Below are 21924 nucleotides of genomic sequence, written 5' to 3' on the forward strand. Positions count from 1 at the left end.
AAGGATTAGAAAGTGAAAGTATAAGAGAGTTGTAATCCTTTCTGCGCAGGTTGCCAGCGACAAACACCTCCCGTACAGTTGTAACCATCCGCAGTGCGCCCATATCCCACTATGAGCGAGTGGGATGCGTGTGTATAGGCTATCGAAGCCATGTAGTAGTGGACGGCGTGTGTTAAATCAGGATTTTTTGCCTCACTAACCCTCTTGCACCACTCGTCGCTCAGAGTAAACATGAAATGGGGTGGGAGACTTAATTCAATGAGACCATATAACCTGTCTCCTTCGTCTTGCTTGGTTCGTAAATATTGTGTCTCACATCTTAGTTTTACCTTTCGGCTGATGCTGAAATTGCCTTCAAGAACAAAGATGTTCGCATGAACGGTTTCGCCTTCTCCCTCAATGACAGAAGTGTTATACAACTGATTCATAAACATACCGTTCAATTTAAAATTCTTGGATATCTTTTTTTCAAATTGAATGTTGATGTCGTGATAGTAGGAATGTGTGCCCCATTTCCAGAAAGAGGTGTTATACCCCTTCGTGCCTTTAAGGTCGGTTATTGGCTCACCGTTCATGTCGCAGAGTGGATTTGTCTTGATGCCGCAAGTATGGGAGGCATTAATTCTTATAAGTGTGCCATATTTGCCGCCAAGTAAGGTGTGACGAATGAAATTATAACTCAAAGAGCCTTGAAATGCCCATTCTCCAGGAACGTTTTGTGTGGCATAAGGATATGAAGATGCAAGGAAGTAAGTGTGTTCCATCGTGAATGCGGGCAGGTTGTTGATGAAGGATGAATTACCGGTTTGAGAACGTCTGCTCCGAAAATTCATGTCCTCGCTACGCTTTGCCTGTAGCAAAGCACTTAAGCCTTTGCGCGAATATGATGCCGACAAGAGTAGTGTCTTTCCGTGTCGGTAAGTGTAGCCGTTGTCGAATGAGGGGTCATGGCTCTTTTGGGCATATTCTGCCAGAAAATGCCAACGTGATGTTTGTAAGTCAGCACGAATATCAAAACCACCAGTGTTCTTAGGTAAATGGAGTTTGTATGCACCGATAATATCGGCATCATAGGCATCCTTTTCGCCCGTAGGCCGTATAGATAGGATGTCTTCATCGCTCTCGTGCTTGCTTACACCCGAAAGGCCTATGGTCAAAATCGTGTTCCTGTTGCGCAGTGGTTTAATCCAATGCGATAGTTCCATTTCAATGTCCCCTCCATAAACAAAGGATTTGTTGTGGTGCCAGTAACGACGCTGTTTACCGCCAATGAGTTTCACTTGTAATCCCTCAATAGGGCGGAGAATGAGCCGCCCGCCACGCAGGGCATTATCCACACCAAGTTCACGTTCTTCATAACAACGGAGAATGAGACCCGATCCGAATTGTTCATAAAAGTCGCACAAAGTCAGTTCTGCCCGTTTAAGGTGTCCTTTAACGTAGAAATAAGGCACGCCCCAACCCTTGAACTCTTTTTCGTATCCCGGCAGAGGATGTTCCGTAAATTGAAAACGACCGCCAATTTCTATGTGCCTGTTTGCTAGGCGAAGGTCTGCGTATGTGTTGGAGAGTGCCCAGTTGCTATGTTCCCCAGTCCTGATTTTTCGGTCCTTTTCCGGAATCAAGACATCGCTCTGTATGCTACCGGAAAATTTCAGACCACTCAACAAACTCTCATCCTTCTTTCCGTTTATGATACTGTCGGTTTGAGCATTAACAGGCAGTGATACAAAAACAATCAGTAATATTTGTAGTAAGCGCTTGAACATAAGAGTTTATTATTGCTTTTTCTTAGAAACGTATTTTTCAGAAGCAGGGTATGCATTTTCAAGAACTTTGTCGTATAGAATTTCTTCGCAGCCCTCACTGTATCCGTTTCGACTATAGATAATCCTGCCTTTCCCGTCAATAACGAAAACATGAGGGATGGTGTGAACGTTCATCGCACGGCAAAATTCACTGTTAGGGTCAAGAAGCACATCGAAAGTCCAACTATAGCCATCTGCAAGAGGTCTTACTTTCTGAGTATTCTGAGCATCGTCTATAGATACTGCGATGACGCGCACACCGCTTTCTTTGTGCCAGTCGGCATAATTCTCGCTGATCGCATTGAGTTCCCGTATGCATGGCTTACACCAAGTTGCAAAGAAACTGATGATAATAGGCTTTCCATTATTCGATATGGTATCAGTAAAAACGATGTTGCCGTAAATGTCTCTGAGCGATACGCGTGGTAATTGTCCGTATGCGGAAACACAAAACATCAGTAAGGAAACAAAGGAGAAGTATTTCTTCATGACGCTTCATATATTATATGGTGCAAAGGTACACAAACAAAAACATAAAACAACCAACATGAAACATATATGAAGGATGTAAACAATAATCAGAATAAACAAAACATACCAAATAAAACTGCATATATAAGCATGGCAAAACGAGTGAATAATTTCTGAAAGTGCAATCTGGAGTTGACAAACAAAATAATATGGGAAATTTTTAATGCTTGATAATCAGGTGATTGAAGAAATAATCAAAATAAAAATAAAAAAAATATCAAAATTTCTTTGTTGGTAAAAATACTCGCCGTATCTTTGCAGTCGCCGCTTTTGAAAAATGGGCGGTTTTAAGATATCGTTCTTTGAAATTTTTCCATTACTGAAAAGAGAAGTACAAGAGAGATTCTTGCTTATTGTTCATATTATTTTGTACATGAGCGAGAAAGGGTAAAAAAGTTTTTTTACATCTCCGTCAATTGAAGTATTCGATACTCCATTTGATCCAAGACTTTATAATTAGTCACCGAGCCAAGGAAACAATTTATTATATTTTTTTACAATGAAGAGTTTGATCCTGGCTCAGGATGAACGCTAGCTACAGGCTTAACACATGCAAGTCGAGGGGCAGCATGCAGGAAGCTTGCTTTCTGTGATGGCGACCGGCGCACGGGTGCGTAACGCGTATCCAATCTACCCTGCACACGGGAATAGCCCTGCGAAAGTAGGATTAATGCCCGATGTTCTTTTTTTGTTGCATGACAGAGAAAGCAAAGATTTATCGGTACAGGATGAGGATGCGTCCCATTAGGCAGTAGGCGGGGTAACGGCCCACCTAACCTACGATGGGTAGGGGTTCTGAGAGGAAGGTCCCCCACATTGGAACTGAGACACGGTCCAAACTCCTACGGGAGGCAGCAGTGAGGAATATTGGTCAATGGTCGCAAGACTGAACCAGCCAAGTAGCGTGCAGGATGACGGCCTTACAGGTTGTAAACTGCTTTTATGCGAGGGTAAAGTGTGCCACGTGTGGCATATTGCAAGTATCGCATGAATAAGGACCGGCTAATTCCGTGCCAGCAGCCGCGGTAATACGGAAGGTCCGGGCGTTATCCGGATTTATTGGGTTTAAAGGGAGCGTAGGCGGGTATCTAAGTCAGCTGTGAAATTGCGTCGCTCAACGTCGCACCTGCAGTTGAAACTGGATATCTTGAGTGCGCACAGCGGCGCTGGAATTCGTGGTGTAGCGGTGAAATGCTTAGATATCACGAAGAACTCCGATCGCGAAGGCAGGTGCCGGGGGCGCAACTGACGCTGAGGCTCGAAAGTGTGGGTATCAAACAGGATTAGATACCCTGGTAGTCCACACAGTAAACGATGGATACTCGCGGTATGCGATATACTGTATGCCGCTGAGCGAAAGTATTAAGTATCCCACCTGGGGAGTACGCCGGCAACGGTGAAACTCAAAGGAATTGACGGGGGCCCGCACAAGCGGAGGAACATGTGGTTTAATTCGATGATACGCGAGGAACCTTACCCGGGCTTGAACTGTGGTGGCCGTTGGGCAGAGACGCCTGATTTCCTTCGGGACCGCCATAGAGGTGCTGCATGGTTGTCGTCAGCTCGTGCCGTGAGGTGTCGGCTTAAGTGCCATAACGAGCGCAACCCTTTTCTGCGTTTGCCATCAGGTTATGCTGGGCACTCCGCAGATACTGCCATCGCAAGATGTGAGGAAGGTGGGGATGACGTCAAATCAGCACGGCCCTTACGTCCGGGGCTACACACGTGTTACAATGGAGGTTACAGAGGGCTGCTACCTGGTGACAGGACGCTAATCCGTTAAAATCCTCCTCAGTTCGGACTGGAGTCTGCAACCCGACTCCACGAAGCTGGATTCGCTAGTAATCGCGCATCAGCCATGGCGCGGTGAATACGTTCCCGGGCCTTGTACACACCGCCCGTCAAGCCATGAAAGCTGGGGGTGCCTGAAAGCTGTGACCGCAAGGATCGGCCTAGGGTAAAACTGGTGATTGGGGCTAAGTCGTAACAAGGTAGCCGTACCGGAAGGTGCGGCTGGAACACCTCCTTTCTGGAGGCTTTGGTGATATAGTTGATATAGTTATTTTTTCAGGAGATGTTTTTTCCCATCTTTCCTGTGCTGTCTCTTTCGGTAATTGGATTTATTGGATATAACGGCGGGATGGAGCCATGTTTTCGTATGAAGATGCAGATTCGCATGAAGATACTGAAATGCAGATTGGTCATCCCTTTAAGCCCGCCGCCCCGTTGCGGCCCGGGCGTTGCCAGTCCTATAGCTCAGTTGGTTAGAGCGCCACACTGATAATGTGGAGGTCGGCAGTTCAAGTCTGCCTGGGACTACGAATGCTAATATCGATTAGCACCGCCGAAGGGGGATTAGCTCAGCTGGCTAGAGCACCTGCTTTGCAAGCAGGGGGTCATCGGTTCGAATCCGATATTCTCCACACCCGGACTTAAATCCACTTTATTGATAGTGGTAGTCCGAAGCGATCCATGACATGTTGTACAAACCGTAAACAATCGTAAGAAAACAATTTCATTAAGGTGATCTGAAAAGAAGTACAGCTTTTAGTATATGCGTCTTGCGTTTTACGGAATGTTTTTTTTCATTTCCGTATGATGTGATATAGACAAGTAAGTACGAAAGGGCGTACGGTGGATGCCTAGGCTCTTACAGGCGATGAAGGACGTGACAAGCTGCGATAAGCCGCGGTTAGGCGCAAATAGCCTTTGACCCGCGGATTTCCGAATGGGACAACCCGGCAGTATGAAGTACTGTCATCCCTTTTTTGGGAGGCGAACCCGGCGAACTGAAACATCTTAGTAGCCGGAGGAAGAGAAAACAAAAGTGATTCCCCAAGTAGTGGCGAGCGAACGGGGATTAGCCCAAACCACGGGGGTTCCGGCCCTTGTGGGGTTGTAGGACAGCGTTATTGTACATCAGATGGCGAGCGGAACGTATTGGAAAGTGCGTCCGTAGAGGGTGACAGGCCCGTACGCGAAGTTATCTGTGACATAGCTGTATCCTGAGTAGCGCGGGACACGAGAAATCCTGTGTGAATCCGGCGGGCCCATCCGCCAAGGCTAAATACTCGTAAGAGACCGATAGTGTACCAGTACCGTGAGGGAAAGGTGAAAAGCACCCCGTGCAGGGGAGTGAAATAGTTCCTGAAACCGTACGCCTACAAGCGGTCGGAGCCATATTTTTTATGGTGACGGCGTGCCTTTTGCATAATGAACCTACGAGTTGTCGTACGCGGCGAGGTTAAGCGCAATGATGCGCGCAGCCGAAGCGAAAGCGAGTCTTAAAAGGGCGGCTAGTCACGTGCGGCAGACGCGAAACCAAGTGATCTACCCTTGTCCAGGGTGAAGTCCCGGTAACACGGGATGGAGGCCCGCACCAATAAGCGTTGAAAAGCTTCTGGATGAGGTGAGGGTAGGAGTGAAAGGCCAATCAAACTTGGAGATAGCTCGTACTCCCCGAAATGCATTTAGGTGCAGCCCCGATTGTTTCCTGCATGAGGTAGAGCGACTGATCGGATGCGAGGGCTTCACCGCCTATCAAGTCCGGACAAACTCCGAATGCGTGCAGGTTAAGATTGGGAGTGAGGGCGCGGGTGCTAAGGTCCACGCCCGAGAGGAGAAGAATCCAGACCGCCGGCTAAGGCCCCGAAATAATGGTTAAGTTAGACTAACGAGGTGTGGTTCCGGTGACAGCTAGGATGTTGGCTTGGAAGCAGCCATTCATTCAAAGAGTGCGTAACAGCTCACTAGTCGAGGGACCGTGCATGGATAATAATCGGGTATTAAACCATTTGCCGAAGCCGCGGGATGCATATTTATTGTGTATCGGTAGGGGAGCATTCCCTTCTGCCTTGAAGGCGCATGGTGATGTGCGCTGGAGCGTTGGGAAAAGCAAATGTAGGTATAAGTAACGATAAGGAGGGTGAGATGCCCTCCCGCCGAAAGACCAAGGTTTCCCGGGCAACGCTAATCGTCCCGGGGTTAGTCGGGTCCTAAGGATAAGCCGAATGGCGAGGCCGATGGCAGAAACGGTTAATATTCCGTTACTGCCGCAACGGGCGATGTGGAGACGGAGAAGTGACACTCCCGCGCGCTGACGGAATAGCGCGTTTAAGGATGTAGGTGTTGATGGGGGCAGGCAAATCCACCCCCTGAGCTGAACTCTGAAAGTACGCAAGGCCTTCGGGCTGCGCGAGTGGAGGTAATCATGCTTCCTAGAAAATCCGCTAAGCTTAACCGTTGCGGCACCCGTACCGTAAACGGACACACGTGGTCGGGTAGAATATACTAAGGCGCTTGGAAGATTCACGGTTAAGGAACTAGGCAAATTGACCCTGTAACTTCGGGAAAAAGGGTCCTCACATTTTAGTGAGGCGCAGAGAATAGGTCCAGGCAACTGTTTACCAAAAACACAGGGCTGTGCAAATTACAGAGAAGACGTATACAGCCTGACACCTGCCCGGTGCTGGAAGGTTAAGAGGAGAGGTCATCCTTCGGGTGCAGCCTTGAATTGAAGCCCCAGTAAACGGCGGCCGTAACTATAACGGTCCTAAGGTAGCGAAATTCCTTGTCGGGTAAGTTCCGACCTGCACGAATGGTGTAATGATCCGGACACTGTCTCAACCGTGATTCCAGTGAAATTGTAGTATCGGTGAAGATGCCGATTACCCGCGATGGGACGAAAAGACCCCGTGAACCTTTACTACAGCTTAACGTTGTGACCGGGCCGTGGATGTGTAGGATAGGCCGGAGGCTATGAAGTAGGTACGCCAGTATTTATGGAGCCGCCGTTGAAATACGGCCCTTCCGCTGTTTGGTTTCTAACGCGCTTGTTGCGCGGACAGCGTTTGGTGGGTAGTTTGACTGGGGTGGTCGCCTCCAAAAGCGTAACGGAGGCTTCTAAAGGTGCCCTCAGGCCGATTGGTAACCGGCCGCAGAGTGTAATGGCATAAGGGCGCTTGACTGGGAGGCCGACAGGCCGCACAGGTAGGAAACTAGAGCATAGTGATCCGGTGGTTCCGTATGGAAGGGCCATCGCTCAAAGGATAAAAGGTACTCCGGGGATAACAGGCTGATCCCTCCCAAGAGCTCATATCGACGGAGTGGTTTGGCACCTCGATGTCGGCTCGTCACATCCTGGGGCTGGAGAAGGTCCCAAGGGTTGGGCTGTTCGCCCATTAAAGTGGCACGCGAGCTGGGTTCAGAACGTCGTGAGACAGTTCGGTCTCTATCTATCGTGGGCGCAGGAAATTTGCGGGGCTCTGACACTAGTACGAGAGGACCGTGTCGGACTGACCTCTGGTCTGCCGGTTGTGCCGCCAGGTGCACTGCCGGGTAGCCATGTCGGGATCGGATAAGCGCTGAAAGCATCTAAGTGCGAAGCCGGCCCCAAGATTAGATTTCCTTATGAGGGTCGTCATAGACGATGACGTTGATAGGCTGCAGGTGTAAAGTCGGCGACGGCAAAGCCGAGCAGTACTAATTGCCCGAAACTTACTGTTTATTATGGCGCAGATACTAAGCGCTGTATGATACATGAAGATTGGTCTGAGAATTGTTTTTTATCAGATTGTTTTCGGTTTTGACATGTCACTGTTATTTACGGTGGTTATAGCGCCGGGGTTCCACCTCTTCCCATTCCGAACAGAGCAGTTAAGCCCGGTCGCGCCGATGATACTGCATAACTGCGGGAAAGTAGGTCGCCGCCATTTTATTCTGGTCCGCCAAGTGCGGACCTTTTTTTGTGCCTATATGTTACAGGGTAGAACTTAGCGGGCACACAAGAAACGGCAAGCAAAGCGCGATGCAATGCTTGCCGTTGTTTTAGTTTTTTCAGTGGGTGTGTTACATCTTGAAGAGAGGGTATGCAGACATCATTTCGTTAACTTCTGTACGTACGCCTGCAATGACGTTCTCGTCTTCAGGTGAGTTGAGCACTCTCTCGATGAGTTCTGCAATGACAACCATCATGTCTGTGTCAGCACCGCGAGTGGTGATGGCAGGTGTGCCAAGACGTATTCCACTTGTTTGGAATGCTGATCGGGTGTCGTAGGGTACCATGTTCTTATTTACGGTGATATCTGCTGCCACAAGTGCGTTTTCTGCCACTTTACCTGTCAGATCCGGGTACTTTGAACGCAAATCAACAAGCATGCTATGATTGTCTGTACCACCGCTCACTATGCCGAAACCTCGTTTTACCATTTCTTCTGCAAGTCTTGCAGCATTCTGTTTCACACGGGTGGCGTATGCCTTGAATTCAGGTTGTAAGGCTTCACCAAAGGCAACTGCTTTTGCGGCTATTACATGCTCTAAAGGACCACCTTGGATACCAGGGAACACTGCACTGTTTAACAGCGAACTCATCATGCGAATTTCGCCTTTCTTTGTCTTCTTTCCCCAAGGATTTTCAAAGTCTTTACCCATGAGGATGATGCCGCCACGCGGACCACGAAGTGTCTTGTGAGTGGTAGAGGTAACGATATGTGCATATTTTACAGGGTTATCGAGAAGTCCTGCTGCAATGAGACCGGCTGGATGTGCCATGTCAACCATGAAGATGGCGCCAACCTTATCTGCAATTGCACGCATACGCGCATAGTCCCATTCGCGGCTATATGCTGATCCTCCGCCGATGATGAGTTTAGGCTTGTGTTCCAATGCAAGTTTCTCCATTTCATCGTAGTTCACGCGATCTGTCTCCTTGTCGAGGTTATAGCCTATGGGATGGTAAAGGATACCGGATGTGTTAACTGCAGAACCATGGCTCAAGTGGCCACCATGGTCGAGATTAAGTCCCATGAATGTGTCGCCAGGATTAAGGCATGCGAGGAATACGGCTGCATTTGCCTGTGCACCGGAGTGCGGCTGTACATTTGCATATTCTGCACCGAAAAGTTTCTTGATGCGCTCAATGGCGATGGTCTCAGTCAGGTCAACGACACCGCAACCTCCGTAATAACGATGGCCAGGGTAACCTTCAGCATATTTGTTGGTCAACCATGAACCCATGGCACGCATAACATCATCGCTCACGAAATTCTCAGAAGCAATGAGTTCCATACCGCGAAGCTGGCGCTGATGCTCGGCTTCAATTAGATCAAATATTTCTTTATCCATAAATTATGTGTATTATTGTTAATTGTCTGAATTATATGATATAAATAATCTTACACTTCTTTCTTTACGCTCCAGCCAAACTTACCTATAAAATCTCCCAATTTGTAATATCCGCCATGAAGATATACCAAAGGATTAGACTTTTCAAGATGCCATTTTCCGCTCTCCTTGTCCATGTATTTTTCGTCAGCAAGTACGTTTAGAACTTCTGCGATGAACATGTCGTGTGTGCCAAGTGATATGATTTCGCGCACACGGCATTCAATGCTCAGTGGCGATTCTTCAACGATGGGGCAGGGTAACATAGTGGCTTTTCCCGGAGTAAGGCCCATTTCTTCAAATTTGTGATAGTCTTTCCCGGAACGCACACCGCACCAATCCGTTGCGAATGCCATCTCCTCTGTCGTCAGGTTGATAACGAAAGCCATATCGCGTTTTATGATGTCGTATGAATGGCGCTCGGGGCGTACGGAAATGTAGCACATAGCAGGGTCTGTGCACAAAGTTCCGCACCAGGAAATGGTCAGCAGGTTATATTCCTCAGGCTTGCTGCCGCAAGAAACAAGTACCGCCGGCAGTGGATAAATCATTGTTCCTGGTTTCCAGTTAAGTTTCATAATACGTAGTCTAAACCAGTTTTACTTCGTCAAGATCCAGTTCCCACTCGCAATAGTGGCACTTGACAGAATGCTTATTGTCGCTTACGTGGAAAATAGTGTCCATGGGTTCGTTGTTCGTGATGCACTTGGGATTGGCGCATTTTACGATGCCGCGTAATTCCTTGGGGAGTTTCACAGGCTTCTTTTCCACTACTTCATAGTCCTTAATGATGCAGAGCGACACGTTTGGCGCTACGACACTCAACTGATTGAGTTCGGCGTCGGTAAAGAATTTGTCGGCTACTTTGATAATACTCTTGCTGCCCATCTTTTTGCTCTGAAGGTTGCAACCTATCATAATGGAGGAGGAAACCGACTTCAGGTTAAGCAAATTGATGACTTCGAATAATTTAGAAGAGGGAATATGGTCGATAACTGTGCCGTTCTTGATGGCAGCGACTAATAGTTCTTTATTCATGTTTGTCAGATTATATTCTATTGCTTTCTACCATCATTTTGTACATCTTCGAGTGTCAGGCCAAGGCAATCGCTGATGATTGCTTCGCGCATGTACAACCCATTCTGTGCTTGTTCAAAATAGTAAGCATGTGGATTGGCATCAACGTCGTAGGCTATTTCGTTTACGCGGGGCAGCGGATGGAGAATCTTCATGTTCTCACGGCATTTGCCAAGCATAGAGGCCTTGAGTATGTACACATCCTTCACGCGCTCATACACTTGAAGGTCGGTGAAACGCTCACGCTGAACCCGTGTCATGTACAGAATGTCTGCCTCGCTGATAATGTCCTCGTTGAAGTCCTCGTATTCTTCGTAATGTATCCCGTGTTTGTCAAGATACAATTTGTATTCTTCGGGCATCGCCAGTTCTTTGGGTGCAATGAAGTGGAACGTGGGATTGAAATGGCGCATCGCCATAATCAACGAATGTACCGTTCTACCGTATTTCAGGTCGCCGACGAGATATATGTTCAGGTTTTCCAGCGTGCCCTGTGTCTTATAGATGCTATAGAGGTCGAGCATTGTTTGCGAAGGATGCTGATGCGCTCCATCGCCGGCATTGACAATGGGCACAGATGAAATCTCACTGGCATAGAGCGAAGCACCCTCCAAGTGGTGGCGCATCACGATGACATCGGCATAATTGCTTACCATCTTTATGGTATCATTGAGCGTCTCTCCTTTTATAGAACTGGTTACTTTCGGATCGGTAAATCCGATGACACGTGCGCCCAAACGATTGGCGGCAGTCTCGAAAGAGAGGCGTGTGCGTGTGGAAGGCTCGAAAAAGAGCGTTGCAACCACTTTGTCATCGAGCAATTTACGGTTTGGAATGGCTTCGAACTCGCTTGCCATCGTAATGAGATACATAATCTGCTCTTTCGTGATGTCAGCAATGCTTACGAAACTTTTCTTTTTTGCCATACTTGTAAAATGAAGGTGTTTGATGCTTCCGCTGCGAAGTTATAAAATATTAGTGGTTTGCGAGAACTGTTATGAAGATTTTGTGAAAAAGTTTTTGTCAACTGAACCGGTTTATGATGTCCCAAATGTCCTTTTTCAGGAATGACAGGTCAGATGTCGTTATGGCGCGCAGTCCTGTGGCAGAAAGCGTTGGGATGTCGTCGGGCACGATGTTGCCGTAAACCGACAACGGAAGCATTACGTCTGCTTCATAAAGCCTGATGATGAGATTGCGTAATTCTTCTGTGTTGAATTTTTCCCGAGGGCCTATGTCGATATAATCAACACTTTCCTTTTTTGCCCGACAAATTTCCTCTGATGTGCTCAGTGTGGCACCGATGAGATACTGTTCACCAATCGCTCTGCGTGTTTTTGCTACCGATGCCCCATTGTTGAAGTGAACGCCATCTGCACCTATTTCCCTGGCCAATTCCGGGCTGTCGTCGATGATGAAAGTGGCATCGTTCTTGCGGCAGATTTTCAGCATCTCTTCCGCAAGGGGGCGTAAGTCGTTGTCCGGAATGCCTGCTGTGTTTAGTCGTATCCACTTACAACCGTTCTTCAGCGCTTGCTTGGCATCTGAAAGATTATTGGTCCTAAATTGTATGTTCATGTCTTTACTGTTAACTGACGCAAAAATACGGAAAACTCTGCAATAGTGAGGCTGATAAGGGTACAAAAAATGAGGCTCGAATCAATGCCCGAACCTCAAAAGTCGTTTCTTTTGTCCTTTTTATTTTTTTTGAGCAGTATTGCCTTGTTGCTGCTGTTGCTGTGCGGCACCTTGCTGCTGTGCGGCGTTCTGACCTGCCGCTTGTTGCTGTCCGGGGAGGGGAGCCTGAGTGGGTGTGGTTACGCTGCCGATACGGCTACTGCTTTCGCGCGGAACAACGTATGTTGTTGCTACGCTGAGCACCACGAGGAGCCCTGCAAGTGTCCATGTGGCTTTCTCCACAACGTCGGTTGTCTTCTTTACACCAAGCAGATTGTTGCCTGAAGCATAGTCGGAAGCCAAACCGCCTCCCTTTGATTCTTGAATGAGTACAACGAAAATTAAAAGTACGGCAACGATTACTGCCAAAACTACAATTACTGAGTACATTTTTTTATGTATTTTTTTTACTATTTATTATCAATTTTTCTAAAAATCGGATTTGGTCTGCAAAGTAACTATTTTTTTTCGGATAATTCAAACTTAAAGTGCGGATAATTTCAAGTGCTTTCTCGTATTTTCCTTGTTTGATGTATATTTTTGCCAAAGTTTCTGTGAAATAACTGTCGTCCGTCTCCTGAAGGATGCTTTCTGTTGCAGTTTTTTTCTTTGAGTCCTTTGTTTCCTTGTGTGCGTTCTTTTCAGCCTTTTCCTTCTTAGTGTTATCAGTACCTTCCTGAGTAGGCTGTTCCTTTTCTTCAGGTTTAATTTTGATGCCGCCGCTTTCTATAAAGTCGTTCAGGAGTCTGTCGCCGCGACTCTGCTCTTTCTTTGACTTCTGACTCTTGTTTTCCGGACCTTTCTGTCTGTTGAGGAACTCAATGTAATTCGTGGTAGCATCAGCTGCTGTAGGCTTGTGGTCGATGCTGCCGCCCCCTTCAGCCTTTTCCGTCTCTTTGATGAATTTGTCTATGATGCTGTCTGTGCTGTCTTTACCCTTTGTAGATTTTTCTGTTTTGCCCGTTTGTTCATTCTCTGTTTTAATGTCGTAGTTGCTCGCCTCTACAAGGTCGAATAGCACCCGCCTGTCGGGCAGGAAAAGTGCCGACTTGTGCAGTTCTTCGCTGAAGGTGGCGTCGTGGAGCAAGAACAGGTTTTTGAGGAAGAGCAGGCGTGCCGGCTGATGGTACGGGTGTTTAGCCAACAATGTGCGCAACTCGAAAAGTGTTTGCTTGTCGAGTTTCTCCGGTCTGTTGATGTATTCCGAAATTCTCAAAATGATGTATTGTTGCTTTTATGCTTAATTTTACCAATCCGACACGGTAGCATTGAAAATCTGGTCGGTAAGGTCGTCAATCATCTCGTTCACCAGCGTTTCCTGTACACTCGACAACTGCTGCGTGGAGTTGTACTGCGTCGTAGCCGTAAACTGCCGCTCCCACTGCTGATTCTTGGGGAAATTCTCGAAACGGATGTTTACGGTCATCTTCAGTTGTACTTGCGAAGAATAGCCGTCCGATGAAATACCCTTGTTGTATTGGTCGTAGGCAGTGATTTCACCGGCTATGTGCAGGTCGCCTTTGCGCTTCACGAGTTTCAGTTTAGTCTGATTGGCATATTTGTCCTGCAGCTTGTTGTTGAACATCGCCTCCATAGGAGCCCAACCGTATGGTGCACGGTTGTTGACCTTGTCTATTTGTATGCTCTTGATGATGTCGTAGTTAATCGACGTGCCCGTAAACGTGTAGCTCACGGTGCATGCCGTTGTCAGCAATAGGCAGAAAAGTGCTGTTATGAGTTTGGCTGGGTGCATGTGCATTGAGTGAATAATGTATGTGTGTCTATTTTTTCTGCTCTGTATCTCTCACTTCTTCCACAATCGCTTCCTGTACATCTTTTGTAGGAGGTAATTCTTTTTTCTTATCAACTTGAATTCCCGCATTTTTCAGTGCCTCTTTTATTTTGTTGATGTCATCGCTCATTCCTTTGTACATTGTTAAAAGTATTGGAACGATGTTCTTATAGTCAATATTGTCTTCAAGTTGGCGCGGCAAGCTCTTCTTTGTGTTGAATGGTGGGTGCTTTTTCAAAATCTCTGCTGAAATTACGCGCTCTTCTGTAAGAATTGTAAGCGATTCCGCAAGGTTCTTCAGTTGCCTAATGTTGCCAGGCCAGTTGTAGTTCAGTAGCATTTTTTTTGCGCTCTCCTCAATGCGGATAGGGGGTATCTCGTGCTTTTGAGCCATGTTGAGGGCAAAGTGGCGGAAAAGGTCGATGATGTCGCCTCCTCGCTCGCGCAAAGGCGGGATGCGGATGGTGATGCCGCTCAAACGGTAATACAAGTCCTCTCGGAATTTGCCTCTTTCCACTGCTTCAAGCAAGTTGACATTCGTTGCAGCAACGATGCGTACGTCCGTCTTTTCCACTTTTGTGGCACCAACAGGAAGATATTCGCCCGTTTCGAGCACACGCAGCAAGCGCGACTGAGTACCCAGCGGCAGCTCGCCAATCTCGTCAAGAAAAAGTGTGCCGCCGTCTGCTGTGCCGAAATAGCCCTTGCTGTCCTCCAAAGCATCGGTATAAGCGCCTTTCTTATGCCCAAAAAGTTCTGAATCAATCGTCCCTTCAGGTATCGCACCGCAGTTAATCGCCATCAGCTTCTTCCGGCTCCTTTTACTACTATCATGGATGATATGCGAGAAAATCTCTTTGCCAGAACCATTCTCACCGATGACGAGCACAGATAAATCAACTGGCGCAATCTTCAAAGCAATTTTAATGGCATGATTCATGCCATCGCAGTTGCCCACGATTTCGTATTTCTTCTTTATCTTATTCAGTTCAGATTCTTTCATTTAGTCGGATTCCAAATGTATATCTTTTTATAAAGATTAACGAACTGCAAATTTACAACTTTTTTGTCTTTAACCCAAATCGCTCAATTGAACAATTACAAAAAGAGCGCAAGCAAATCTGCTTGCGCCCACATTATGATTTAACTCCTGTGGTTATTTTAGTTTCTCCATGAGAAAGTTGGTTATCTTCGTGAAGAGTTGATAGCGGGTGTTTCCGCCGTAGATGCTGTGGTTGCGGTTGGTGTAGATGGCTTGGTCGAATTGCTTGTCGGCTTGCACGAGGGCTTCTGTCATTTCCGTGAAGTTTCGGAAATGTACGTTGTCGTCGGCTGTACCGTGGATAAGGAGGAGGTCGCCGTGCAGTTTACTGGCGCGCTGTATGGGGTTGCAGGCATAACCGTTGGGATTCTCGCTCGGTGTGCGCATGTAGCGCTCGGTATATACCGTGTCGTAGAATTTCCAGTTGCTTGGTGCTGCTACTGCTACGCCGGCACGGAACACGGGGCGTCCTTCCGACATCGACATGAGTGTGTTGAAACCGCCGAAACTCCAACCCCAGATGGCGATGCGGTCCTTATCTATGTAGGGCAGTGAACCGAGATAGATAGCGGCTTCCACTTGGTCCTTCGACTCCTTGTCGCCGATGTTGAGGTAGGTGCATTGTTCGAAGTCGATGCCGCGACCGCCTGTGCCGCGCCCGTCAACGCATGCCACGATGATGCCTTCCTGTGCAAGATAACTTTCAAACACGGCGCCTTGTCCCAAGAATCCCATGCCCCAGGCGTCTTTCACTTCCTGACTGCCGGGACCGCTGTATTGATACATCACGACGGGATATTTCCTCGTGGGGTCGAAGTTGCGCGGTTTTACCATCCAACCATTAAGCAGGACGCCCTCCGATGTGGTGAAAGAGAAAAATTCCTTCTGTCCGAGAACGGTCTCGGCTTTCTTCGCCAAGGCGGCATTGTCCTTGAGTGTGGAGAGCATCTTGCCTTTGTTGTCGCAAAGGGTGGTGACGGGGACATTCGTGCTTGAGGAATAGACGTTCATAAAGTATTTCATCGAGGCAGAGAACGTAGCGCTGTTGTCGCCTGCTTCTTTAGAAAGTTTTGTTACCTTGCCCTTCTTGTCCACACAGAACACCGCCTGGCGCATCGGGCTGCCATCCTTGGCGGCATAGTAGAAGTGGTCTGCCTTCGGGTCGTAGCCGTATAGTTCCGTCACATCGTCCGTGCCTTTCGTGGCTTGGCGCACGAGGTTGCCGTTGAGGTCATAGAGATAGATGTGCTGGTGACCATCGCGAGCAGAGATGTATGCGAATTTGTCGCCATAGAAGTTCAGACTTTCATAGGCGGTTTCTTTGACGTATTTGTCACTCGTTTCGCTCAGAGTGAGCGAGGCAGTGCCGTCGGAGGGATTGACCATGTAGATGTTCATGCGGTCCTGATGACGGTTGAGCGTAACGACGGCGAGTTTGGCAGGGTCGCTCGTAAATCGGATGCGGGGTATGTATCCGTCGGTTTCCAAGGGCACGTTCATTCTCGTGGTGGCACCGTTGTCCAGATTGTATGACAGAACGGACACTTCGCTGTTCTTCTCGCCCGCAACGGGATATTTATAGTCGTATTTCCCCGGATAGACGTCATTCTCCTTGTGCTCCGGCATCAGTCCCTTGAACATCTGCATGCTGTAGATGGGCACCTGGCTCTCATCGTAGCGCACCCAAGCGAGGTTTTTCGAGTCGGCACTGAAGTCGAACGAGCAGGCTGTGGTAAATTCTTCCTCGTTTACCCAGTCGGGCAGGCCGTTGATGACTTCGTTGAACTTCCCGTCGGTAGTAATCTGCGTCTCTGTATTAGCAGCGAGGTCCACGATGAAGAGATTGCCCTCCCTTACGAATGCCACCTTCTTGCCGTCGGGCGAGAAGTGCGGCTGCTGCTGCGGTCCGCCTTGCGACAGCGGGCGGATTTCCTTCGTCTCAAGGTTGCATACGTAGTACACGGCGGTGTAGGAGTGCCGGTAAATGCTCTTGTGCTGAGTCTCGAACAGAATTGTCTTCTCGTCAGGCGACATGGTATAACCACCAATGCGCCTTACGGGGCAGCCCGGAACGGCAGAGCAGTCGAACACGGTGCCCACCTCAGAGGCGTCCTTGAACGACTTACGGATGATGCGTGTGGCATCGTCTGAAAGTTGGCTGTACGTCTCACCGTCTGCCATGGGCGTAACGCCATAGACATACTCGGGGTAATACGCGCCGGTAACGCAGTCGCGGATGGTCAGTGTGTCGGTTTCTGCTGAATATGCATTATATGCCGTACCTCCGCATATCAGTATTGCTGCAAGAAATGTTTTCTTCATAATCCTGAATTCTTATTTTTCAACACTCAGTTTTGTTATAGTTTTCATAGAGGTCTGTTCTCCAATAAAAGAACCGGTTGCGTCTGTGGTCAACTTTTCTACCCAGCCATCTTCGCCGATTTCATAAACATTCTTTGAAACCACTTCTATCTTGGCTTGTCCGCTTTCAATAACCATATCGAGGATAGGTGCCATTTCGGACATCATTGGCTTTATCTTGCTAAACATCTCTGTAAGCAGTTGCTTTGTTTCTTCTTTCGTCAGATTAAGTTTTGCGTCAACAATCACTTTGTTGCCTTCAACTGCGTATGTCTTATGCATCTTGAATCCCTTGAAGTTGGAGATAATCTCTGTATCGCCGTCCTTAATGGTTTTCCCGTTGAGCGTCAGTACACTTTCGTTGAATTTGTATCCATCGAGAACGGACGCTTCTGTAATGTAGTCCATAATCAGGTTAGTAAGCCCCTGCATGACCATAAGTGCCTCATTGGAACTAATGCCACTTTTAGTTGCCTCCTTGTTGAAAGACTCAGTTATATTTTTCCTTGTTTCTTCCTTGATGTATTTGAAGTTCTTTATGCCAACGGGTGTAGTGTTTTTATCCAGGTTGATGAGAACTGGGGTGTTTCCAATAAATGCAGCAACGGAACCTAACATAGAATTTGCGGAAGACATGCCATTAATGGTCAGACCGGAGCCATCTTCAGGAAAGGATGTGTTTTGTTCTATAACATAGCCTTTCTTTGAAGCATTGACCACTTTGAATCGTGTGGTGGAATTTTGCGATATGTCAACCTTTCCATTGGTGCTGGCCTCTGTGATATACGTGCGCACATCGCCTTTCTTCATTTGGGGCACTACTGTGATTTCGCCTTGTGCTTGGATGGTCATTGCGCAGATAGCCATTGCGCAACAGAATAATGTCCTTTTCATTCTTATTTATATATTTATATTCTTTTGTTTTTCTATTCAACTTTTGCGAGTAATTATTTATCATGTTGTCAAGAATTTGAGAATTTGAGAATTATTATTCTCTGTACAACCAACATCTTCCAATCTGCCCTTTTCAGATAATCAGTAGTGGAATAAATTCTATAATTTTTCGCATACGCTCAACAACACGTCTTCAATTCTTGAAAATAAGACTTTCTGATATTATAATGCTTGAATGCTTGACAACTTACGAAACTTGATTTATTCTATAAATCCTTGATGGCGGAGGGCAGCAAAGAGTCCTTCCGACATGGCTTCGTTGTCCTTCTTCGTATAGCGGATGTCGGTAAAGATCTGTGCCAGGGTCTCCTTGTCGTTGATGCGCAGGAACTCCTGATTTTCGGGCAGGTTTTCTTTTGCCGTATAGTCGCGGTCGATGCTCTCCGACGTGACGGGTTGGTAAGTCTCGTTATGACGTATGGCACTTAGGGGCAGTCTGTCTGTCTGCGGAGGAGTCTCGTCGGGCCAGCCGAGCGTTATCGTGGCTACGGGGAAAACCAACTTCGGCAGTTTCAGCACGTCGATAATTTGCTGCGGCATGTATATCGTGGTGCCGAGATAGCACAGCCCGAGTCCTTCTGCCTCTGCCAATGTGCAGAAATTCTGACAATAGAGCAACGCGTCGCTCGCTGCATTGAAGAATGACAGGAAATTGTCGTAACCTGGCATCGCCTTCCTGTTGCGGCACCACTCGGCGGTCCTGTTGAAATCGGCGCAGAATGTCAGCACAACAGGTGCCTGCGTCACCATAGGCTGGTTGAAATGCAAGGGCGCCAAACGCGCCTTCATGTCCTTATCCCTTGTTACCACCACGCTGTAGAGTTGCAGATTTCCCATCGTCTGCGTCCGCTCCGCCTCTGTCAGCAGCCTGTTGAGCAACGCATCGTCAACAACTGCATCCTTATACTTACGTATGCTTCGTCTGTTTTCAATCATATCTTTGCAATTTTATGCAAATGTACGAAAAGAATTGCAAATCGATTGAAATAAAAATTATCAGAATTAAAAGAACTTACCTTTACTTTGTTACGCCTTAACTTTTCTTTGCAGTCTGTTTCCCTACTAACACAATTTGAACTATCTTTGCACTTTGAATTACATTTTTGGCGCAAATAGTTTTTTAATCATACACAAGTTATGACATCATTAAGATTTAAAGCCGTGGAGGCCGCTTCAAAAAAACGTCCTCTGGAAGTGGCAGTACCTTCAGAACGTCCGAGTGAATACTATGCAAAGTACGTATTCAATCAGGAAAAGATGTTCAAGTATCTACCGCTAAGCACATACACGAAACTTCGCGAAGCCATCGACGAGGGAACGCCCCTGACGATGGAGGTGGCCAATGAAGTGGCTGATGGCATGAAGCGCTGGGCAATAGAGAACGGCGTTACGCACTGCACTCATTGGTTTCAACCTCTTACAGAAGGCACGGCAGAGAAACATGATGCATTCGTGGAGCACGACCGCAAGGGAGGTATGATAGAAAACTTTTCGGGCAAGGAACTGATACAGCAGGAGCCCGATGCATCGTCGTTCCCCAACGGCGGTATCCGCTCCACGTTCGAGGCACGCGGCTACTCGGCATGGGACCCATCTTCACCAGTTTTCATCATCGGCGACACGCTGATGATACCGACGGTGTTCATATCCTATACCGGAGAGGCACTCGACTACAAAGCCCCACTGAAAAAAGCCCTTGCTGCACTCGACAAGGCGGCAACTGCTGTGGCACAATACTTCTATCCTAATGTGACGAAAGTTACAGCCAATTTGGGATGGGAACAGGAGTATTTCCTCGTAGATGAGGACCTGTATGGTGCGCGCCCAGACCTGATGCTGACAGGGCGTACGCTGATGGGGCACGATTCTGCAAAGAACCAGCAGATGAACGACCACTATTTCGGTGCTATCCCCGAACGTGTGGCAGAATTCATGAAAGACCTTGAAATTCAGGCATTGGAACTCGGTATTCCCTGCAAGACAAGGCATAATGAGGTAGCACCAAACCAATTTGAGTTAGCGCCCATCTTTGAAGAATGCAGTCTCGCGGTGGACCACAATATGCTCCTGATGTCGCTGATGCGAAAGATAGCCAAAAAGCATGGTTTTCATTGTCTGCTCCACGAAAAGCCCTTTGCTGGTATCAACGGAAGTGGTAAGCACAACAACTGGTCGCTCACAACCGACACCGGTACACTCCTCCACGGTCCGGGCAAGACACCGGAGGATAACCTGCGTTTCGCCGTGTTTATCGTAGAGTCGCTTATGGCTGTATATAAACACAATGGTCTGCTGAAAGCCTCCATCATCAGCGCATCGAATGCCCACCGTCTCGGTGCCAACGAGGCTCCTCCTGCCATCATCAGCGCATTCCTCGGAAGGCAGATAACAGAGATCCTGCGAAAAATCGAGGAGTCAACGACAGAGGAACTGTTCAACATTGAAGGTCGTCACGGCATAAAACTCGACATTCCGCAGATACCCGAAATCATGGTGGACAACACCGACCGCAACCGCACATCGCCTTTCGCTTTTACAGGAAACCGCTTCGAGTTCCGCGCAGTGGGAAGTAGTGCCAACTGTGCTGCTGCGATGATAGTGCTCAATACTGCAATGGCAGAGGCACTGACGCTCTTCAAGCAGCGTGTGGATGCTTTGATTGAAGGTGGACAGAGCATAATCGGGGCTGTCCTCGATGTCCTGCGCGAGGATATTAAGGCTTGCAAACCAATCGTGTTCGAAGGTAACGGCTATTCGGACGAATGGAAAGAAGAAGCCAACCGGCGCGGACTCGACTGCGAAACAAGTGTGCCGCTCATCATTGACCGCTATCTGTTGCCTTCGAGCATAAAGATGTTTGAGGACATGAACGTGATGCACAAGAATGAACTCGAAGCACGCGACGAAATAAAGTGGGAAACGTATCAGAAACGCATACAGATAGAGAGTCGTGTACTCGGCGACCTCTGCATGAACCACATCATTCCTGTTGCCACAAAATATCAGACGGTGCTTGTGGACAATGTACAGAAGATACAATCGGCATTCTCAACAGAAGATGCAAAGCGACTGACATCCTACAATATAGACCTCATTGAGAAAATAAATGTCCACACCAATACCATCGCAGAACAGGCAGACAAAATGGTGGAGGCAAGAAAGCAGGCGAACCTCATTGAGAACATACGCGAAAAGGCGATTGCCTATCATGATAACATCGTGCCCTATCTCGAAGAAATACGGCGCCATATCGACAAACTCGAACTCATCGTGGAGGACGAGATGTGGACGCTGCCCAAATATCGTGAACTGCTTTTCATAAGATAGGGTAGTTGTTAGGTTGAACGACCGGAAAGAGATTCAGAAGCGAGGATGTACCGAGGCGTTCATTCTCGCTTGTTTGTAGCCTATATGTAACAAAATGCTCGTTTTTAGGTGATTTTAATAACAAATCAACGAATAAAATGCTGCGAAAGGTTGAAAAAATGGTATTTTTTGACTAAATTTGCGTTTTTGAAAAG

General features: G+C 47.6%; 15 protein-coding genes, 2 tRNA genes and 3 rRNA genes. 6 read left to right on the top strand and 14 right to left on the bottom strand.

What is annotated here, in order from left to right; all coding sequences use genetic code 11:
- Positions 1 to 5: 5 nt before the first annotated feature.
- Both C7Y71_RS10715 and C7Y71_RS10720 read right to left on the bottom strand, forming a co-directional pair.
- Positions 6 to 1769, bottom strand: coding sequence for a DUF6029 family protein (locus C7Y71_RS10715; protein ID WP_226943464.1), 1764 nt, complete (start codon positions 1767 to 1769; stop codon positions 6 to 8).
- Between the two features lie 9 nt (positions 1770 to 1778).
- A complete protein-coding gene (locus C7Y71_RS10720) occupies positions 1779 to 2297 on the bottom strand; it encodes a peroxiredoxin family protein (protein ID WP_111897689.1) in 519 nt (172 codons plus the stop codon).
- 538 nt (positions 2298 to 2835) lie between these two features.
- On the opposite strand from C7Y71_RS10720, the gene C7Y71_RS10725 reads away from it, so the two are divergent.
- The 5 genes from C7Y71_RS10725 (at position 2836) to rrf (ending at position 8053) form a co-directional block, all read left to right on the top strand.
- Positions 2836 to 4368, top strand: a 16S ribosomal RNA gene (locus tag C7Y71_RS10725).
- A 216-nt stretch (positions 4369 to 4584) separates the two neighbouring features.
- Positions 4585 to 4658, top strand: a tRNA-Ile gene (locus C7Y71_RS10730).
- 30 nt (positions 4659 to 4688) lie between these two features.
- Positions 4689 to 4762 (top strand) — tRNA-Ala (locus C7Y71_RS10735).
- Positions 4763 to 4950: 188 nt separating this feature from the next.
- Positions 4951 to 7843, top strand: a 23S ribosomal RNA gene (locus tag C7Y71_RS10740).
- 99 nt (positions 7844 to 7942) lie between these two features.
- Positions 7943 to 8053 (top strand): 5S ribosomal RNA (gene rrf / locus C7Y71_RS10745).
- Together the 16S, 23S and 5S rRNA genes with 2 tRNA genes alongside form the textbook arrangement of a ribosomal RNA operon.
- A 133-nt stretch (positions 8054 to 8186) precedes the next feature.
- Here the strand turns inward: rrf and glyA are convergent.
- The 12 genes from glyA to C7Y71_RS10805 all read right to left on the bottom strand — a co-directional run bounded on the left by glyA (position 8187) and on the right by C7Y71_RS10805 (position 19339).
- A complete protein-coding gene (gene glyA / locus C7Y71_RS10750) occupies positions 8187 to 9461 on the bottom strand; it encodes a serine hydroxymethyltransferase (RefSeq protein WP_111898862.1) in 1275 nt (424 codons plus the stop codon).
- A gap of 50 nt (positions 9462 to 9511) precedes the next feature.
- Positions 9512 to 10078: a flavin reductase family protein gene (locus tag C7Y71_RS10755; RefSeq protein ID WP_111898861.1), complete on the bottom strand. Its 567-nt coding sequence runs from the start codon at positions 10076 to 10078 to the stop codon at positions 9512 to 9514.
- A gap of 10 nt (positions 10079 to 10088) precedes the next feature.
- Entirely contained in the window at positions 10089 to 10538 is a 450-nt protein-coding gene (gene pyrI / locus C7Y71_RS10760; RefSeq protein ID WP_111898860.1) for an aspartate carbamoyltransferase regulatory subunit, read from the bottom strand.
- Between the two features lie 17 nt (positions 10539 to 10555).
- A complete protein-coding gene (gene pyrB, locus C7Y71_RS10765; RefSeq protein WP_111898859.1) occupies positions 10556 to 11503 on the bottom strand; it encodes an aspartate carbamoyltransferase in 948 nt (315 codons plus the stop codon).
- Positions 11504 to 11600: 97 nt separating this feature from the next.
- Positions 11601 to 12155: a thiamine phosphate synthase gene (locus C7Y71_RS10770; RefSeq protein ID WP_111898858.1), complete on the bottom strand. Its 555-nt coding sequence runs from the start codon at positions 12153 to 12155 to the stop codon at positions 11601 to 11603.
- Positions 12156 to 12275: 120 nt separating this feature from the next.
- The gene (gene secG, locus C7Y71_RS10775; protein WP_111898857.1) at positions 12276 to 12644 is read right to left on the bottom strand and encodes a preprotein translocase subunit SecG; all 369 of its coding nucleotides are present in this window, start codon (positions 12642 to 12644) and stop codon (positions 12276 to 12278) included.
- A 4-nt stretch (positions 12645 to 12648) separates the two neighbouring features.
- Positions 12649 to 13470 (bottom strand): tetratricopeptide repeat protein, encoded by an 822-nt coding sequence (locus tag C7Y71_RS10780; protein WP_111898856.1) that lies wholly within the window; start codon positions 13468 to 13470, stop codon positions 12649 to 12651.
- A 30-nt stretch (positions 13471 to 13500) separates the two neighbouring features.
- Positions 13501 to 14007 carry an LPS assembly lipoprotein LptE gene (gene lptE / locus C7Y71_RS10785; RefSeq protein ID WP_111898872.1) on the bottom strand — a complete coding sequence of 169 codons (507 nt, stop codon included), beginning with the start codon at positions 14005 to 14007 and terminating at the stop codon, positions 13501 to 13503.
- Between the two features lie 28 nt (positions 14008 to 14035).
- The gene (locus C7Y71_RS10790; protein WP_111898855.1) at positions 14036 to 15049 is read right to left on the bottom strand and encodes a sigma 54-interacting transcriptional regulator; all 1014 of its coding nucleotides are present in this window, start codon (positions 15047 to 15049) and stop codon (positions 14036 to 14038) included.
- Positions 15050 to 15202: 153 nt separating this feature from the next.
- Positions 15203 to 17410: a S9 family peptidase gene (locus C7Y71_RS10795; protein WP_111898854.1), complete on the bottom strand. Its 2208-nt coding sequence runs from the start codon at positions 17408 to 17410 to the stop codon at positions 15203 to 15205.
- Between the two features lie 12 nt (positions 17411 to 17422).
- Positions 17423 to 18343, bottom strand: coding sequence for a hypothetical protein (locus C7Y71_RS10800; RefSeq protein ID WP_146739456.1), 921 nt, complete (start codon positions 18341 to 18343; stop codon positions 17423 to 17425).
- 261 nt (positions 18344 to 18604) lie between these two features.
- Positions 18605 to 19339: a nitroreductase family protein gene (locus C7Y71_RS10805; RefSeq protein ID WP_111898852.1), complete on the bottom strand. Its 735-nt coding sequence runs from the start codon at positions 19337 to 19339 to the stop codon at positions 18605 to 18607.
- Positions 19340 to 19540: 201 nt separating this feature from the next.
- Between C7Y71_RS10805 and C7Y71_RS10810 the strand changes: the two genes are divergently transcribed.
- Positions 19541 to 21730: a glutamine synthetase III family protein gene (locus C7Y71_RS10810; RefSeq protein ID WP_111898851.1), complete on the top strand. Its 2190-nt coding sequence runs from the start codon at positions 19541 to 19543 to the stop codon at positions 21728 to 21730.
- The last annotated feature ends 194 nt before the right edge of the window (positions 21731 to 21924 follow it).

The sequence above is a fragment of the Pseudoprevotella muciniphila genome (assembly GCF_003265305.2).
GTDB classification, from domain to species: Bacteria; Bacteroidota; Bacteroidia; order Bacteroidales; family Bacteroidaceae; genus Alloprevotella; species Alloprevotella muciniphila.

What these genes read in the sequence shown, in the direction of transcription:
- C7Y71_RS10720 (WP_111897689.1), bottom strand. Translation starts at nt 2,297, where the DNA reads ATGAAGAAATACTTCTCCTTTGTTTCCTTACTGATGTTTTGTGTTTCC.
- C7Y71_RS10715 (WP_226943464.1), bottom strand. Translation starts at nt 1,769, where the DNA reads ATGTTCAAGCGCTTACTACAAATATTACTGATTGTTTTTGTATCACTG.
- C7Y71_RS10755 (WP_111898861.1), bottom strand. Translation starts at nt 10,078, where the DNA reads ATGAAACTTAACTGGAAACCAGGAACAATGATTTATCCACTGCCGGCG.
- C7Y71_RS10805 (WP_111898852.1), bottom strand. Translation starts at nt 19,339, where the DNA reads ATGATTGAAAACAGACGAAGCATACGTAAGTATAAGGATGCAGTTGTT.
- secG (WP_111898857.1), bottom strand. Translation starts at nt 12,644, where the DNA reads ATGTACTCAGTAATTGTAGTTTTGGCAGTAATCGTTGCCGTACTTTTA.
- C7Y71_RS10810 (WP_111898851.1), top strand. Translation starts at nt 19,541, where the DNA reads ATGACATCATTAAGATTTAAAGCCGTGGAGGCCGCTTCAAAAAAACGT.
- C7Y71_RS10800 (WP_146739456.1), bottom strand. Translation starts at nt 18,343, where the DNA reads ATGAAAAGGACATTATTCTGTTGCGCAATGGCTATCTGCGCAATGACC.
- pyrB (WP_111898859.1), bottom strand. Translation starts at nt 11,503, where the DNA reads ATGGCAAAAAAGAAAAGTTTCGTAAGCATTGCTGACATCACGAAAGAG.
- pyrI (WP_111898860.1), bottom strand. Translation starts at nt 10,538, where the DNA reads ATGAATAAAGAACTATTAGTCGCTGCCATCAAGAACGGCACAGTTATC.
- C7Y71_RS10790 (WP_111898855.1), bottom strand. Translation starts at nt 15,049, where the DNA reads ATGAAAGAATCTGAACTGAATAAGATAAAGAAGAAATACGAAATCGTG.
- C7Y71_RS10770 (WP_111898858.1), bottom strand. Translation starts at nt 12,155, where the DNA reads ATGAACATACAATTTAGGACCAATAATCTTTCAGATGCCAAGCAAGCG.
- glyA (WP_111898862.1), bottom strand. Translation starts at nt 9,461, where the DNA reads ATGGATAAAGAAATATTTGATCTAATTGAAGCCGAGCATCAGCGCCAG.
- C7Y71_RS10795 (WP_111898854.1), bottom strand. Translation starts at nt 17,410, where the DNA reads ATGAAGAAAACATTTCTTGCAGCAATACTGATATGCGGAGGTACGGCA.
- lptE (WP_111898872.1), bottom strand. Translation starts at nt 14,007, where the DNA reads ATGCACCCAGCCAAACTCATAACAGCACTTTTCTGCCTATTGCTGACA.